15 protein-coding genes are annotated in these 16,710 nt (G+C 67.6%); 3 read left to right on the forward strand and 12 right to left on the reverse strand.

The features are described 5' to 3' along the window. A partial coding sequence (locus E1263_RS24305) for a hypothetical protein (protein WP_132171212.1) occupies positions 1-224 on the reverse strand: 224 nt, incomplete at its 3' end. Between the two features lie 903 nt (positions 225-1,127). Continuing rightward, entirely contained in the window at positions 1,128-2,594 is a 1,467-nt protein-coding gene (locus tag E1263_RS24310) for an aminotransferase-like domain-containing protein (protein ID WP_132171214.1), read from the reverse strand. A gap of 28 nt (positions 2,595-2,622) precedes the next feature. Between E1263_RS24310 and E1263_RS24315 the strand changes: the two genes are divergently transcribed. Both E1263_RS24315 and E1263_RS24320 read left to right on the forward strand, forming a co-directional pair. Further along, positions 2,623-3,408: a class I SAM-dependent methyltransferase gene (locus tag E1263_RS24315; protein WP_132171216.1), complete on the forward strand. Its 786-nt coding sequence runs from the start codon at positions 2,623-2,625 to the stop codon at positions 3,406-3,408. 160 nt (positions 3,409-3,568) lie between these two features. After that, on the forward strand, positions 3,569-5,053 hold the full coding sequence (locus tag E1263_RS24320) for a CYTH and CHAD domain-containing protein (RefSeq protein ID WP_132171218.1): 1,485 nt from the start codon (positions 3,569-3,571) through the stop codon (positions 5,051-5,053). A 116-nt stretch (positions 5,054-5,169) separates the two neighbouring features. On the opposite strand, the gene E1263_RS24325 is transcribed toward E1263_RS24320, so the two are convergent. The 9 genes from E1263_RS24325 to E1263_RS24365 form a co-directional block, all read right to left on the reverse strand. Then, positions 5,170-6,813, reverse strand: coding sequence for a solute symporter family protein (locus E1263_RS24325; RefSeq protein WP_238161490.1), 1,644 nt, complete (start codon positions 6,811-6,813; stop codon positions 5,170-5,172). Continuing rightward, complete coding sequence (locus E1263_RS24330) at positions 6,810-7,148, reverse strand: DUF485 domain-containing protein (protein ID WP_132171220.1); 339 nt, start codon at positions 7,146-7,148, stop codon at positions 6,810-6,812. The genes E1263_RS24325 and E1263_RS24330 overlap by 4 nt, the downstream gene beginning before the upstream one ends. A 191-nt stretch (positions 7,149-7,339) precedes the next feature. Then, on the reverse strand, positions 7,340-8,863 hold the full coding sequence (locus E1263_RS24335; protein ID WP_238161492.1) for a sodium/solute symporter: 1,524 nt from the start codon (positions 8,861-8,863) through the stop codon (positions 7,340-7,342). Positions 8,864-8,875: 12 nt separating this feature from the next. Beyond that, positions 8,876-9,262, reverse strand: a complete 387-nt coding sequence (locus tag E1263_RS24340; RefSeq protein ID WP_132171224.1) for a hypothetical protein — start codon at positions 9,260-9,262, stop codon at positions 8,876-8,878. Further along, positions 9,259-10,005, reverse strand: coding sequence for a LytR/AlgR family response regulator transcription factor (locus tag E1263_RS24345; RefSeq protein WP_132171226.1), 747 nt, complete (start codon positions 10,003-10,005; stop codon positions 9,259-9,261). Before E1263_RS24345 ends, E1263_RS24340 begins: the two co-directional genes overlap by 4 nt. 9 nt (positions 10,006-10,014) lie before the next feature. Continuing rightward, entirely contained in the window at positions 10,015-11,145 is a 1,131-nt protein-coding gene (locus tag E1263_RS24350) for a histidine kinase (RefSeq protein WP_132171228.1), read from the reverse strand. A gap of 18 nt (positions 11,146-11,163) precedes the next feature. Continuing rightward, a complete protein-coding gene (locus tag E1263_RS24355) occupies positions 11,164-11,901 on the reverse strand; it encodes a metallophosphoesterase family protein (RefSeq protein ID WP_132171230.1) in 738 nt (245 codons plus the stop codon). A gap of 24 nt (positions 11,902-11,925) precedes the next feature. Next, a complete protein-coding gene (locus E1263_RS24360) occupies positions 11,926-13,092 on the reverse strand; it encodes a hypothetical protein (protein ID WP_132171232.1) in 1,167 nt (388 codons plus the stop codon). A 32-nt stretch (positions 13,093-13,124) separates the two neighbouring features. Further along, positions 13,125-14,225, reverse strand: a complete 1,101-nt coding sequence (locus E1263_RS24365; protein ID WP_132171234.1) for a hypothetical protein — start codon at positions 14,223-14,225, stop codon at positions 13,125-13,127. 87 nt (positions 14,226-14,312) lie between these two features. Here E1263_RS24365 and E1263_RS24370 point away from each other — a divergent pair, with 87 nt between their 5' ends. Next, the gene (locus tag E1263_RS24370) at positions 14,313-15,734 is read left to right on the forward strand and encodes a serine/threonine-protein kinase (protein WP_132171236.1); all 1,422 of its coding nucleotides are present in this window, start codon (positions 14,313-14,315) and stop codon (positions 15,732-15,734) included. Here E1263_RS24370 and E1263_RS24375 read toward each other — a convergent pair. Beyond that, complete coding sequence (locus E1263_RS24375; protein WP_132171238.1) at positions 15,731-16,669, reverse strand: hypothetical protein; 939 nt, start codon at positions 16,667-16,669, stop codon at positions 15,731-15,733. The genes E1263_RS24370 and E1263_RS24375 overlap by 4 nt on opposite strands. Positions 16,670-16,710 lie beyond the last annotated feature (41 nt).

Consider the following 16,710-nt stretch of genomic DNA (forward strand, 5'->3'; position numbering starts at 1 on the left):
AGCAACTGCGGGTAGTCCCGCCCGGGCTGTCCCCGCTCCAGCACGAGCAACTGCGGGTAGTCCCGCCCGGGCTGTCCCCGCTCCAGCACGAGCAACTGCAGGTAGTCCCGCCCCCGACTGTCGCCGCCCGACATGAGCAACTGCAGGTAGTCGGCACCCCAGTTGCCCCGGCCCGCCACGAACAACTGCACGTAGTCAGCCGCCGCGCTCACCCGTAGGCCCATCGCGCTCGCCTCTGCTCCACCAGCCGCCTTGAATGCACTGCCCCGCCGACCACCTGCAGTCGCTCGTGCCGCCGTACCTTCGGCCTGCTCGCCGTCGGTGCCCCGGTGGATCCTGATCCCGGCCCGACTACCTGCAGTCGCTCGTGCCGCCGTACCGCCGGGGCTGCTCGCCGCCTCACTGCCGGCGCCCCGGCGGATCGTGCTCGCGACCCGACTACCTGCAGTTGCTCGTGTCGCCTGGTTCGCGCGAACACGAGCAACTGCATGTAGTCCACAGTGTCGTAACGGCCCCGGTACGGCGGCGTCCTGCGTCTGGTGAGTCCCTCGCCAGACGCCTCGCCGCAACTGCCCTCCCGCCCATCACCTGCAGTTGCTCGTGCCGCCGTACCCCGGCTGCTCGCCGCTGGCGCCCAGGCGGATCCTGCTCCCGACCCGACTACCTGCAGTTGCTCGTGCCGCCGTACCCATTTGGTGGGTGGACCCACGAGATGCCGGGTTCTGGACTCGTATACGGGTGTGAGCCAACAACATGATGGGTGAGCCCACCAGGCTTCGCCGCAGCCGACTCGCACCCCACCACCTGCTGTTGCTCGTGCCGCCGAGTTCGTGCCAACACGAGCAACAGCACGTAGTCGGCACGCCAGTCGCCCCGCCCCAACGCGAACAACTGCAGGTAGTTAGCCACCGCGCCCACCCGTAGGCTCCCTCGCGCTCGCCTCGGCTGCACGAGCCGCCTTGAATGCGCTGCCCCGCCGACCACCTGCAGTCGCTCGTGTCGCCGGGTTCGCGCCGGCATGGGCAACTGCACGTAGTACCCAGTCTCGGAACGGCTCCGGTACGGCGCTAGCTCGCGACTCGGCAACTCTTCGCCCGACGCCTCGCCGCAACTGCACTCCCGCCCCATCACCTGCAGTCGCTCGTGCCGCCGCCGTACCCAATTTGGTGGGTCCACCCATCGGCGTGTGGGTGGGCTAGCTGCATGCGGTTAGCCCACCCGCAACCGCGTGGGCCGGCCCACCAAATGGGACGCGTCACCCGGGCGAGCGCCCGGGCCGGCCGGGGCGGCTGAGCATTTCCGGTGTTGCCCCGGCGCACTCGGTGGGTGGACCCACGGGGTGGCGGGTTCTGGACTTGTCCGCGGGGGTGGAATCCACAAGCTGATGGGTGGGCCCACCAGATGGGGCGCGACGAGCCGGGGCGGGGCTGGACGTAGCGGAGTTGGCGTTCTAGTTCGCCGGAGTTCATCAGGTGGGCGAGGGTCAGTTGGGGGAGTGAGGCGTTGCCTAGGTCGGCGCGGCGTTTGAGAGAGATCAGCTCGTCTCGGTACTGCGCTGGTGGCACGATCCAGCCGATTCGCAGCGCCGGTGCGAGCAGCTTGGAGACGCTGCCGGCGTAGAGGACCTGATCGGCCTGCATCGAGCGCAACGCGGGGACCGGTGGGCGGTCGTAGCGGTGTTCGGCGTCGTAGTCGTCCTCAAAGATCAGTCCGCCATCAGCCGCCCACTGCAGGAGGTCGCGCCGCCGCTCACCCTCCAGTACGACGCCTGTCGGGAACTGGTGTGCCGGCGTCACCATCACCACCGGCGCACCGGATTCGCGCAAGGCGTCGACTCGCAGCCCGCTCGAGTCGACCGGGATCGGCGGGGTGCGCAGGCCCCACTCCTCCAGGTGCTGGCGTGATCCCAGCGACGAAGGGTCCTCGACGGCGACAGTGTCGAGACCGCGTGCCTGCAGGAGTTGGGCGAGCATCCCGATTGCCTGGGAGACACCGGCCACGATGACCACCTCCTCCGGGTGGACGGTAATACCGCGGTAGCGCGCGAGCCAGGTCGAGACGGCTTGGCGCAAGGCCGGCGTACCGGCTGGGTCGCCGTACCCGAAGGCTGCGGGCTCGAGGTTGTTGAGGACGGCGCGTTCGGAGCGCAGCCAGGCGGCGCGGGGGAAGGAGGCCAGATCCGGTACGCCGGGGGTCAGGTCGATGCGCGCCGGAGCTGCTCGCAGTTCGACGAAGATGTCGAGGCCGGGCGCGCGCATCTGTGGCGGCAGGGATCGCAACCGCACAGGAGCGGGAGCGACAGCCGGAGCGGCAACGACGATCGTGCCGGCGCGGCCGCGGCCGCTGAGCTGGCCGTCTTCGGTGAGCCGTTGGTAGGCCTCGGTGACGACGCCGCGCGAGATCTGGAGCTCGGCGGCCAGCAATCGGGTGGCGGGGAGGCGGCTGCCGATGGCCAGCCGGCCGTCTGAGATCGCGGTACGGAGCTGGTCGGTGAGCCAGTCGGCCAGCCCGCCGACAGGCGCATCAGCGGTGTTCAGCTGAAGAAAGTCAGCTCCAATGGTCCTGTTGAAGTCTCCATCATTGGACCTGTTCATCGGTCCATTGTGGCGGCACCTTGGAGGTATGAGAACCGATTACGTGCACGGATACACCCCGGCCGAGACGCGCCGGCTGTCGGATCAGGCGCAGACGCTGGCTGATCTCCTGCACGGCGGCCTCGAGTACGCGCCGGGAACACGGGTGCTCGAAGCCGGCTGCGGCGTCGGCGCCCAAACGGTCCAGCTGGTCGATCGGCACCCCGGGATCGAGTTGGTGGCGATCGACATCTCCGAAGAGTCGCTCGCCCGAGCTAAAGAGAGAGTTGAGGCGCGGGTCGAGTGGCGGTGTGCTGACCTGCACGAACTCAAAGGCGAGCAGTTCGACCACATCTTCGTGTGCTTCGTCCTCGAACACCTCAGTGATCCGGTGGCCGCCCTGACCAGTCTGCGGAAGCTGCTGCGTCCCGGCGGCACGATCACCGTCATCGAGGGCGATCACCAGTCCGCGTTCTTCCATCCGCGCAGCACCGCCGCCGACGCCGTGATCCAGTGTCTCGTCGACCTCCAGGCCGAGGCCGGCGGCGACTCCCTGATCGGCCGTCGCGTCCAACCGCTCCTCCAAGCAGCCGGGTACGACGACATCCGCGCCGAGCCGCGAGCCGTGTACGCCGACGAGACCCTGCCGCACCTGGTCGACGGCTTCACCCGGAAGACGTTCATTGCGATGGTCGAGTCGGTGCGTGACAAAGCTCTCGCCGCCGGACTGCTCACAGCCGCCGAATGGGCCGAGGGAATCCGTGACCTGGAACGAACCGCCGAGCCCGGAGGCACCTTCCACTACACCTTCTTTCGAGCGGTAGGCCGGACATGATCGGCTTCCTGGCGATCGTCGGACTGACGGTCTGGGGATTGCAGCGCAACCATCGTCGGCAGCTCCGAACCATCTCGATCAACGGTCGGCAAGATCGCGATCTGCAAAGACTTGCTGCCGACTTGAGGGCGAGTTCATGAACTGCTGGTAAACAAGAGGCATGCCGACCGAGCAGCTCGAGATCGAGACCAAGTACGACGTCGATGAATCGACCCATCTCCCGGCGCTGCATGAGCTGCCCGGGGTGGCGAGTGTTGCGCAGCCGGTCGAGCTGGCGCTGGAGGCGGTCTACTTCGACACCGAGGCGCTTGTCCTGGCGGCCAACAAGGTGACGCTGCGGCGGCGGACCGGCGGTGAGGACGACGGCTGGCATGTGAAGTTCCCGAAGTCGTCCGGGGCGCGGCTGGAGGTGCAGTTCCCGCTGGGCCGGGCAGTGCGGAAGGTGCCGATCACGGTGGTCCGCACGGTCCGGGTGCACGTGCGCGACAATGAGCTGGTCCCGGTGGTCACGCTGCAGACTCGCCGCGTGGTGCACCGCCTGCTGGACGCGGACGGTGCGGTCCTGGCTGAGCTGGCCGACGACCACGTCACCGCGACGACCGGTGAGAGTGAGCCGGAGAGCTGGCGCGAGTGGGAGGTCGAGCTGGTCGGGGGTGACCTTGAGCTGCTGCAGGCTGCGGAGACTCTCCTGCGCTCGGCCGGAGCCGAGCCGGCGTCCGGCCCGAGCAAGCTGGCGCGCGCACTCGGCGACCGGGTGCCCGCCGGCGACACGTGGGAGCTGCCGGCCAAGCCGCGGACGGCCGACGTGTTCCGGGCCTATGCGGCCGAGCAGGTGCAGGCGATCCGCCAGCGCGATCCTGAGGTACGGCGGGATGCGCCCGAGGGAATCCACAAATTCCGCGTCGCGACTCGGCGACTGCGGTCGGCGTTGGCGACGTACCGGCCGGTCATCGACCGTGAGATCGGGGACGAGATCCGCGCTGAGCTGAAGTGGCTGGCTGGTGAGCTCGGGGTTGCCCGGGACGCGGAGGTGCAGCGGGCCTACTTCGCCGCTGAGGTCGGTGAGCAGCCGGTCGAGCTGGTGATGGGCCGGGTCGCCGCGCGGATCGACGACCACCTGCGCGGCGTCTACAAGGAGGGTCGGGCCGGGGCGCTGGCCGCGCTGGAGAGTGAGCGGTACTTCCGGCTGCTGGACACGCTCGATCAGTTGATCGCCGAGCCGCCGCTGACCGGCGACAACCGGAAGGCGGCCAAGCAGCTGCCCGAGCTGCTCGACTACGACAAGCATCGGATGCGCAAAGCGGTTCGCCGTGCCCAGAAGGCCGAGACGGCCGAGGAGCAGGACCACGAGCTGCACGAGGTGCGGAAGAACGCGAAACGACTCCGGTACGCCGGGGAGTCCGTCGTACCGGTGTTGGGTGACGAGGGCAGCTTGTTGGCGACGCGGGCCGAAGAGGTGCAGGAGATTCTCGGCGACTTCCAGGACTCGGTGGTGTCCCGGGAGCTGCTGCGGGAGCTCGCTGTCCAGGTGCAGCTCGAGGGTGGGAACGCGTTCACCTTCGGTCGGCTGCACGCCCTGGAGGAAGCCCGCGGGAACGCGTCCATCGATGCGTTCCTCGAGGTCTGGCCGTCGTTGAAGTTCTAGAGGCACAACAGAAGGTCCCGGCGCAGGGACTACCGGGACCTTCTGGAGGCGGAACTTTGGGGCTGCCAGGTGGGTCCGCATACGTACGCAGGACCCACCTGACAGGTCTTAGGGGGTTAGTGCTCGGTTGCCTTCTCGGCGCCCGCACCGGTCAGGGAGCGGACCTCCATCTCGGCGAACTTGTCGACGTCGACTGCTTCCTTGCTGGTCAGCGTGCCGATGATGCCGAGCAGGAAGGCCAGCGGGATCGAGACGATGCCCGGGTTGTCGAGCGGGAACCAGCTGAAGTCGATCCCGGTGTCGGTGATCATCGACAGGCTGGCGCCGGTCTTCTTGTCCACCTTGCCGGAAACGACCGGGCTGAAGACGATCAGGAAGATCGCCGAGCCGAGACCGCCGTAGATGCTCCAGAGTGCGCCGCGGGTGTTGAAGCGCCGCCAGAACAGCGAGTACAGGATGGTCGGCAGGTTCGCGCTGGCCGCCACCGCGAAGGCGAGAGCCACCAGGAACGCGATGTTCTGGCCGTTGGCGAAGATGCCACCGACGATCGCGACCGCGCCGATCACCAGCACGGTGATCCGCGCCACCTTGACCTCGCCGTCGCCGCTGACCTGGCCCTTCTTGATGACCTGGCCGTAGATGTCGTGCGCGAAGGACGCGCTCGCGGTGATCGTCAGCCCGGCCACCACGGCCAGGATGGTGGCGAAGGCGACCGCCGAGATGATGCCCAGCAGGATCTCTCCGCCGAGCTCGTAGGCGAGCAGCGGAGCCGCCGAGTTCGCCTTGCCCGGAGCCGCGCGGATGACGTCCGGTCCGACCAGCGCCGCGGCGCCGTACCCGAGCACCAGGGTGAACAGGTAGAAGATGCCGATGATCCAGATCGCCCAGCTGACACTGCGCCGGGCCTCGCGGGAGTTCGGCACCGTGTAGAAGCGCATCAGGACGTGCGGCAGACCCGCCGTACCGAGCACCAGGGCCAGGCCGAGCGAGATGAAGTCGAGCTTGCTGATCCCCGTTGCGCCGTACTGCAGACCCGGGCTGAGGAGCTTCTCCCCGACCGCCGGGCTCTTGTCGACTGCGGCGCCCAGCAGGCTGGACAGGTTGAAGGCGTACTTCGCCAGCACCCACAGCGTCATGATGCCGGCGCCGATCACCAGCAGGACCGCCTTGACGATCTGCACCCAGGTGGTGCCCTTCATGCCACCGACCAGCACGTAGGTGATCATGATGATGCCGACGACCGCGATCACGACGCTCTGCCCGGCCCGGTCGGAGATGCCCAGCAGCAGGGCCACCAGACCACCGGCACCGGCCATCTGGGCCAGCAGGTAGAAGAAGCAGACACCCAGCGTCGAGATGGCTGCGGCCATCCGGACCGGACGCTGCTTGAGACGGAACGACAGTACGTCGGCCATCGTGAAGCGACCGGTGTTGCGGAGCAGCTCAGCGACCAGCAGCAGGGCGACCAGCCATGCCACCAGGAAGCCGATCGAGTACAGGAAGCCGTCGTACCCGTTCAGCGCGATCGCACCGGCGATGCCGAGGAACGATGCGGCGGACAGGTAGTCACCGGCGATCGCGATGCCGTTCTGCGGGCCGGTGAAGGAGCGGCCACCGGCGTAGAAGTCGGCCGCGCTCTTGTTGTTGCGGGAGGCCCGGATCACGATCGCCAGGGTGGCCACCACGAACAGTGCGAAGATCGCGATGTTGACCTTGGGGTCCCCGACGGTTGCCAGCGGCAACAGCATTGGCGCGCTCACTTGGTCTCTCCCTCGATCTGGTCACGCAGGTGCTTGGCGTCCGGGTCGAACTTCTGGTCGGCCCAGCGGACGTAGAGCAACGTGATCGCGAAGGTGGAGACGAACTGGCCGAGGCCGAACAGCAGGGCCACGGTGATGTTGCCGAAGACCTTGGTCGACATGAAGCCGTGCGCGTAGTCGGCGAGCAGGACGTAGACGAAGTACCAGACCAGGAACAGTCCGGTCATCGGGAACACGAAACGGCGGAACCGGCGACGCAGTTCGGAGAAGTCCGGTGACAGCTGGACATCTCGGTACGACGACAGATCCGGTTCACCCGGCCTCGTATCACTCATGCGCGGGGACCTCCAGACAGGGGACAGGCCGGGCGGAACCGGCATAGTGTGCTGGTCCGTACTGTGGTCCAGGTCACTGGCGGGCTGACAGCACGCGCGCGCACCGAGCGCTCAGCGGAGGGCACCGGGCGACCGGTGGGGGACGGCCCTGCGGCGAACGGTCGGTCAGGTACGACGAGCGGTTTGGGGCCCTAGCCTCGGTCGACGTCGACGGCTTCCGGGGTGTGCAGGCGGACCATGCTGCGGGCGGTGCCGGCCGGGATGGTGTTCGGGGTCAGCTTGGACACGACGATCACAGTGATGAAGGCGAGCGGCATCGTCCAAGCGGCGGGCTGGACGACCAGTGCGCGCGCCCAGCCGTCTGCTGGTGCGCCGAACACATTGACCAGGGCCGCGGCGCTGGCCGCGACTCCACCGACGATCAGTCCGGCTGCGGCGCCAGTGGTGGACATGCGGCGCCACCAGATGCCCAGCACCAGCATCGGGCAGAAGGTCGAGGCGGCTACCGCGAAAGCGAGTCCCACGGTGTCGGCCAGGCTCAGGGCTCCGGTGACGCGGAAGGCGACGTACGGGACGGACATCGCCAGCAGGGCGGCGATGCGGAAGCTGTTGACGGCTAGGTAGTCGCCTCCGGTCAGCCGGGTCAGTCTGGTGCGCAAGAGGTCCTGGTCGATCACTCCGGCGATGGCGACGGTCAGTCCGGAAGACGTGGACAGAAAGGCGGCGAAGGCCCCCGCTGCGACAAGTGCGCCGAGCAGGTCTCCCGCCGTACCGGGGAAGATGCGGCTGGGCAGCTCCAGTACGACGGTGTCTGCCGCACCGGCGACCAGGTCTGGGGCGAATGAGCGGCCGAGGATCGCGTAGACCGGTGGGAACAGGTAGAAGAGGCTGAGCAACGCCAGCACGACAACCGTCGTACGGCGGGCTGCGCGTCCGTCCGGGTTGGTATAGAAGCGGACGAGTACGTGGGGGAGGCCCATGGTCCCGAAACACAAGGCCAGTAAGAGGGAATAGGTCGCGTAGAGCGGGTGGTCGCGACCGCCTGCTGTGGAGAGTGGCTCGGCCCACTCGGCGGCCGCACCGTGCAGTGACTGCAGGACTCCGACCGGGTGGTCGCCGGACCGCCAGGCGATGAGGATGATGAAGATCGGTGTGGCCAGTGCGGTGAGTTTGAGCCAGTACTGGAAGGCCTGAACGAAGGTGATCGAGCGCATGCCACCTGCAGCCACGTTGATCACCACGATGATCGCTACGACTGCTGCGCCGACATCTGGTGGTGCTCCGGTGACGGTCTGGACTGTTAGGCCGGCGCCTCTTAGCTGGGGGAGCAGGTAGAGCGTGCCGATGCCTACAACGAGTCCTGAGCAGATGCGGCGCACTATGGCCGACTCAAAGCGGGTCTCCGCGAAGTCGGGGAGGGTGTAGGCGCCAGAGCGTCGTAGGGGTGCCGCTACGAGAACCAGCAGCATCAGATAGCCGACGGTGTAGCCGACTGAGAACCACAGCATGTCGGCGCCGTTCACCAGCACCAGTCCGGCAACGCCTAGGAACGAGGCGGCGCTCAGATACTCACCGCTGATGGCAGACGCGTTCCAGCGCGGGGTGATCGCGCGACTGGCGACGTAGAAGTCACTGGTGGTCCGGGAGATGCGCAGGCCGAACAGGCCGATGCCGATCGTTGCCACGATCACCAGACCGATGCCGGTCAAACTCATTGCCGACGACATCTACTGCCGCCCGACGAACTCGGTGAACTCGGTCTCGATCCGTTCGGCCTTGCGGACGTAGATGCGGGCAGCGACGTACACGACCGGGTAGACGACGATGCCGAGGATGATCCAGGGAAGCGGCAGGCCGAAGATGGCGAAGGTGCGAGTCGCCGGGGCGAGCCAGAACAGCAGGGGGATGCTGCCGAGGATCAGACCGGTGCCACCGATCACCGCAAGCGTGAGGCGGAGCTGGGACTGGATCAGCGAGCTCATGTAGACCTCGCCGAGTCGCGTCTGCTCGTCAATCTCTCGCGTGCCAGTCGGAGTGGTCGGTCGGCGGGCCGCACTGGTCCGGGGGCTCGTCACCCGGACGCGGCGAGGGCCCGGCGGTGAGTTGGTGCTCACGGGCGCAAGGAGGTCGACCGGACCAAGAGGTCGCGGAGCTCGCGCGTGTGCCGCCTGCTGACCGGCAGCCAGTCGTCACCGACCCGTACGGCGCAGCGTCCGCTGTCGACGCGCATCTCGTCCACGTGGGCGAGGGCAACGAGGGTGCTGCGGTGGATGCGGGTGAAGCCGGCATCACGCCAGCGCTCTTCCAACGTGCTGAGCGGGATGCGAACCAGGTGCGAGTTCTGACCGGTGTGGAGGCGGGCGTAGTCGCCCTGCGCCTCGACGTACCGCACTGTCGAGCGCTGGACGAACCGCGTCACCCCGGCGAGCTCGACCGGGATCACCTCGTCGCCGGTGTCCTCAGCGGGTTGCGGTGCAGTCGGCGTACCGGCGGTGACGACACGGCGGACCGCCTCGGCCAGTCGCTCGGCGCGCACCGGCTTCATCACATAGTCGGTGGCCTCTAGCTCAAACGCGGCGACCGCATGCTCGTCGTACGCGGTGACGAAGACGATCTGCGGGCGGCTGGCGAACTTCGAGAGCACTCGGGCCAGGTCGATGCCGTCCAGGCCGGGCATCTTGATATCGCAGAACACCACGTCCAGGTCGGCGGCCTGCAGGATCTTCAGCGCCTCCGGGCCGTTCTTCGCGGTCCGGATCTCACCGATCCGGTCGTCGCGCCGCAGCAGGTACACCAGTTCGTTGAGCGCCGGCTCCTCGTCATCTGCGACCAGTGCCCGCAGCGGTGTGTCTGCCATGAGGTCACCTTAGGGCGACGCATGCACTCCTGAGGAGTATTTGGGGATTCGGAAGGTCACCTTGGTTCCCGCGTCGACCTGCGTCTCCACGACCAGGCCGTAGGCGTCGCCGTACACCTGGCGCAGGCGGGCGTCCACATTGCCGAGGCCGATCGAGTCGCTGTCGGACTCGCCGGCCAGGACAGCGCGGATGACCTCCGGGTCGCTGCCGACGCCGTCGTCCTCGACGCTGATCTCCGCTTCGTTGATCTGGTCCCGGGCGCGGATGGTGATCCGCCCGACGCCGGTGGTGCCTTCCAGACCGTGCCGTACGGCGTTCTCTACCAGCGGCTGGACGACCAGGAACGGTACGACGACCGGCAGCACCTCAGGGGCGATTTGGAGCGAGACGGTCAGCCGGTCGCCGAAGCGGGCCTGCTCGAGGACCAGGTAGCGCTCCACGTTGCGCAACTCGTCAGCCAGCGTGGTGAACTCGCCGCCACGGCGCAGTGCGTAGCGAGAGAAGTCTGCGAACTCCAGGAGCAGCTCACGCGCTCGCTCGGGGTCCGTGCGGACGAACGACGCTATGGCGGCGAGGGCGTTGTAGATGAAGTGCGGGCTGATCTGAGCGCGCAGTGCACGCAGCTCGGCCTCCATGGCGCGGGTGCGTTCCTTGTTGAGCTCTGCGAGCTCCACCTGGCCCGACACCCAGCGGGCGACCTCTTCGGTCGCTCTGACGAGCGCTGCGGACGTGCGCTCGCTATAGGCAACCAGTACGGCGACCACTCGCTCCTCGATCACGATCGGCGCGACGGCCGCCGTACGGATCGGGCATTGCGGGTCGCCACAGGCCACGTCGTGGACCCCGAGGACGGCAGTGCGGCCGGTGCGGAGAGTCGGGGCGGCTAGCGAGCGGGCGTCACGCCGGTGGTTGCTCTCGTACGGGCCGCCGACCCCGTCCCACGCCAGTACGCCGGAAGTGTCGCAGATGGCGATGGCCGCCGTACCGAGTAGGTCTCTGAGGTGACGGCTCGCTTTGCCGGCCGCTGCGGGTGTGAGGCCTTCGCGCAGGTACGGACTGGCCAACGAGGCGGTATGCAGAGTCGCATACGTCGCCTTGTCAGCCGGAGTGCCGAAATGCTTCCGCCGCCGTGGGAACACTCCCCCGACGGTAGCCGGTCAGCCCTCGGCCCGCGCCCTGAACGCGTCAAGCGCCTCCGTGTCGGAGTAGTTGGTCAGCAGGTACGCGTCCACCCACTCTTGCCGGCCGGGGTAGGTCGAGTTGTTCATGATCTGGTCGGCCGCTGAGGCCCGGTCGAGCGCCGACCGCCGGAGCTGGACCCCCTCGGGCGTTACCAGCGCCCAGCTGGGGCCAGGAGCGCCGTACGGCATTCCTACGCTGCCCGCGTTCACCACAGTCCGCCGATCCACCTGCCGCACGAACGGCATGTGCGTGTGGCCGCAGACCACGGTCCGGATGCTGTCCGGCACGCCACTGAGCACCTCAAGCCACCTGCTGATCGGACTGTCCACCAGCACGACCTCGTTGTCATCCCGAGGCGTCGCATGGCAAACCAGCACGTCCCCGAATGTCACCGTCGTCGGCAACGCGTCCAACCACTCCACCTGTGCATCCGTGAGCTCACCTGCAGCCCAAGGACTCACCGCATCTGGCGCCTCGCCTGTGAACGTCCCCCGAGCCATCGCCACCGCCTCCCGGTCCGCATTCCCCCGAACCCAGACCACCCGGTCGCCCATAGCCTTCAGCCGCTCGAAAACCTCCCGAGGCTGCGGCCCACTCACCACATCCCCCGCCACCACGACGGTGTGCGCCGCCCGAACGTCCTTCTCCGCCAGCACCGCCTCCAACGCCGGCAACACACCATGGACATCAGCAAGCACCGCAAGGCGAGTCATGTGGCCAGTGTTGCCGAGAACTGGTCAGCTGCCGATGTCTAGTGGGGTGTCGGTTCCGATCGGAGTCGCGCGCTCGCACGCGCCGGTGCTGATGGTGCAGCGGATGATGGCGGTCCTGATCTTCTCGGTCTGGCCGACCGGGCTTGCGTAAGCGACGATCAGGATGTGCTGGTCGTCTTCGGAGCCCATCTCCTGAAAGCAGCCCTTCCACTGGTGGAAGACCTTGCCGGAGCTCGACTCGAAGGCTGCTGCGATGCCTGAGCAGAAGCCTTCGGCGTTGTGCTCGTCACCGTAGGCCGTGGCGCCATTCGGGGTGAAGCCGCGGACCTGGAAGTCGCAGGTGCGGAAGAGTTGGGTGCCGCGAGGGACCTGAACAACGTTCGAGCAGGTCCCGAAGTCGTTCCGGACCACCTGGGCTGCGGCTGTGCTGCCGTTCGCGGAGACGGCGGTCGGTGAGATGACCGCCTTGATCAGCTGGCCTTTCGCCTCTCCCGGTACCCAGGAGTAGAGCTTTCCCGGACCTGTCTCGGTGTCGCTCGCGCGGTAGTACACCTTGCCGTCGGCGTAGGCGAGGACACGCACCTCCCAGCTGTTCGGCAGCTTGAGCGACTGCACCGAGTCGGCTGTCTCTGCGTAGACCGTGCCGCCCTTGTTGGTCACGCCGAGGCTGCTCAGCCGGGAAGCGGCGTACGCAGCAGCAGCCGTGTCGGAGGTCGTCACCAGGGACGACACATCCGGCGTACGGCGGACGAGCTTGCCGGACTCGACCTTCAGTAGTTCCGTGCCGTCGCCGTCGGGCTCGTACATCGTGACCGCCAGCACGGCTCCCCTGAGCTGGCCGACGCTGAGCACGCCTCCCTTGCCCGGGATCTTCCCCAGAGACTGCTCGCCGCTGCGGACCTCGCGGCCGATCAGGTAGGGCACCTGGGGCGCACGACCCTCCGCGAGCTTGTTGACGTCCACCGTGGACTTGGTGGAAGCCGGCGGGACCGTGCTTGGGGTGTTGGCCGGTGTCGACGGGGTGCTGGACGGCGTCTGACTGGGGGTGATGCTGGGGGTGCCCGTGAGTGGAGCGGCGTTGGCTTGGGCTGACTCGGGGCCTTGGCGGTAGGCGAGGGCGGCGCCGATGACTACGGCTGCCACGGCGACAGAGGCCACCACGGCGATCAGACGGCCGTTCATGTTCCGCATCAGCGGACTCCCTTACAGGTTCGTTCTCGCCCTCAAGAGCCGAGGAGTAGAGGTTCTTTGGACAGCGGGGTGGCCAGTTCGCACTGGCCGGTGCTGACGGTGCAGCGGACTACTGCCGAGCGGGAGCGGGCGTCTACGTCCTCGTACCACTCCAGCAGGATGTGGTCGTCGTCCTCAGCCAGCTGGTGCGGGACTGTGGGGGCGGTCCAGTTGCGGAGGACCTTGCCGGTCTTGGCGTCCAGGGCGGAGACCTTCTCGACACCGAACGGGCCGCCTTGGTTCGGTGGGAGGCCGATGACGAACGCGCCGCCGGGGCTGAAGTCGTCCAGACGGTTCTGGCAGGACTTCCAGCGCTGGAGGTCTGTCGCGAGGTCGGTGACAGCGGAGCACAGGCCGCTGTCGGTGAAGATCGGCAGGCTCGAAGCCAGTGTGCCGTCCGCGGACACCGCCTGTGGCGTAGTCAGCCTTGGGACTGCGCTAGCGGTCTTCTGGTCGACGTTCCAGCGGTAGAGCGTGTCCGTGCCGCCCGCTTCGGCAGCGCTGCTGAAGAACACCGTCTTGCCGGTCACGGACAGCACCTGCAGGCCGTAGGCCTTCGGCTGTGCCAGCTCCGTCGTTCCGGTCGGAAGCTCGTAGAACACCGTCCCGCCCTTACGGCTCTCAACAACGCCGCCTGAGCCGTAGACGACAGCCTGGCCGTCAGCGCTCCCGGCCAGCGAATCGACGCCCTTAATCTGCCGGACGACCTTCCCTTCGCCGTCCTGCACGACCAGCGTGCCCTTGGCCGCAGCGTCGACCTGCAAGGTGAAGGTGATGTCCCAGAGCCTGGTGACGGCCTGGATGTCCTGAGCGCCGGGCACCACGACCGGATTGCCCACTCCGCCCAGCACGGTCCGGCCGCGCAGGTACGCGACCTGTGGGTCGCGCCCGGTCGCCAGCTTGGTCGCATCGACCTTGACAGTGAGCGCGGGCGCCTTGGCGGGCGGCGCGGCAACAGCCTGGGTCAGCGGTGCGGCTGCGGCGCCGGACTGGCTCTGGGGACCGCGCGCGGCGGCCAGCAACCCGCCGCCTACCACTGCGACGACAGCCACTGCGGCCACAGCGATCACGAGTGGCCGGTTCCGGTTCGACACCTGCTCCATCCTCGCTGAGACGCACGAAGTCGCGGTTTTGTTCGCACCGGCGAGCGAGTCGCAGGAGGGATCGAGCATAATGCGTGCATGGACCAGCCCCAGCGGATCGGCCGGTACGCCCTGGTCCGCCGGGTCGGTGCCGGTGGTTTCGCGACCGTTTGGCTGGCCAAGGACGAGCAGTTGGACGCCGATGTGGCGGTCAAGATCCTCTCCGACCTGTGGACCGACGACGAGGACGTCCGCCGCCGCTTCCTGGCGGAGGGCCGCTTCCTGCGCAAGGTCGACTCCCTGTACGTCGTGGGGGCCCACGACGTCGGTGAGACCGACGACGGCCGTCCGTACCTGGTCATCACCTACGCCGACCGCGGCACGCTGGCCGACAAGATCAAGGCCGGTCCGCTCGAGATCGGCGACGCGGTCCGGATCATCACCGAGGTCGGCCGCGGCCTCAAGCATCTGCACGGCCGTGGTGTCCTGCACCGCGATGTGAAGCCGGCCAACGTGCTGTTCCGCAGCATCGCCGGTGGTGACCGAGCCATGCTGGGCGACCTCGGTCTCGGTAAAGCGGTTCAGGACGTGTCCCAGCTGACGATGCCCGGCGGCACTCCGGCGTACGTCGCTCCCGAGCAGGTGCTCGGTGAGCGCCTGGACCACCGCGCTGACCTCTACTCGCTCGGTGCGGTCGCGTACGCCGCTTTCACCGGCCAGGCGCCGCATGGCGTGAACAGCCTCGGCGCGGTGATGCAGATCGACAAGCCACCGCCTTCCATGACCACGCTGCGCAAAGACATTCCGGATGCGATCGATGCCGTCGTACGGCGTGCTCTTGAGCCGGACCGCGATCTGCGCTGGCAGGACCTGGACAGCTTCCTCAATGCTCTCCGTGAGGCGTATGCGACCGGCAAGATCCCCGCTGGCCTGATTCCGGCGTCAGACGTGCCACCGGCCAAGCCGATAGGCAACGTCGACCAGGAGACCGCACTGTCCAGTGCGAACCAGTTGACGCAGGCACCGCCGAAGCGGTCCACACGTGGTCGCATCATCGCCGGTGTGCTCGCCGTGCTGCTGGCTGCGGGCGGTGGGTACGGCGGCTACGAGTTCGTACTGTCCCGCCCGGCCAAGGTGGAGTTCAGTGGGCTGTCGGTCGAGGTGCCACGCTCCTGGTCGCAAAAGGTCGAGAGCCAGACCGGTCCGAAGCTGCTGGTCGCCGACAATACTGCGGCGTGGCTGACGAGCCCTACTGTCGAGGGCGTCTACCTGGAACTCGCCCAGAACACCAAGCTGCCGACGGCCGGCTCACCGCCGCAGGGCTGTACCTCTGGTGGGCCCGACGGCGGTCAGATCGGCGATCAGAAGTTGGCGACCTTCCAGTACGCCTGCGGTAACCAGCCGTCTGTCATCGACCAGTACCGGCAGGTGAACAGCACCACGCTGCTACGCATCCAGGTCCGTGATGACAGTGCTGCCGGTCGTCAGGCAGTACTGGATTCGGCCTCCTACAAGCCTTAAGGCACCAGCGAGGTCAGCGACGAGACCGTGGCCTTGTGCAGCCGCGGAATCACGTTCAGCGTGTTGGAGTCACCGGAGTACAGGTGCGAGCCCGACTCGTAGACCAGGTACGCCGTTCCGTTGTACTCCGTGATCCCCTCGGTCATGCTCGGCGCCCGGAAGCAACTGAGCGCTGCGGCATCCAGATCCTTCTGGCCACGCTTCACGACGTACAGGTTGCTGCGGTTGGTCCGCCCGTACGACGTGCTGTAGATGAAGTGCCCTGCCGTGACAGTCAGCCCCTGCGTCTTGGTGGGAACCTCCCACGCGCCGGACAGTGTGGTCAGCGTGCCGTCGGCAGCGATCTTGTACTCGTACATCGCGCCCCGACCGGTCTCATTGAAGGATCCAGCGAACAGCGAGTCCCCATAGGTCCCGATGAACGACGCTGCGGCCACATCCCGCGCAGTACCGACCTGTGTCAGGTACGGCGTCCCTGCGGCCTTCAACGCATCCCGCAGCGCCGTGAGGCTGTACTTGCGGATGCTGGTCCCCGCACCGGACACAAACGCCCAGCCCTTGCTCACAGCGATCCCGCCCATGTGCGACTCGGCCACCGCCACCACGCCGACCGTGGCGCCAGTGGCCGGGTCGATGCCGTAGATGTTCGAGTCTGCGCCTTCGCGGTAGGAGCCGACGAGCAGCAGGTTCTTGCCGCTGCCGTCCCAGTTGTACCAAGTGCCCGCGCCCTGCGGTGTGTGCGTGCTGAGGCCCGGAAGGCTCGCACTGTTGCTGAACCGGGCGTCGTACTTCTTGGAGGCAGATGGTCCGTCGTAGAAGGTCGAGCCGCCGGTAGTGGCGGTGTCACAGGTGATGGCTGCCTGCGCCGGGGATGCGACGGCGAGCGCCGCAGTGGTCAGGAGCAGGCTGACGAGCAGGGGGCGGTAGCGGGACATGGGTCCTCTTCCGTAGGGGGCGGAAACTTACGGTGCCCTGA

The organism is Kribbella antibiotica, assembly GCF_004349055.1.
GTDB classification, from domain to species: domain Bacteria; phylum Actinomycetota; class Actinomycetes; order Propionibacteriales; family Kribbellaceae; genus Kribbella; species Kribbella antibiotica.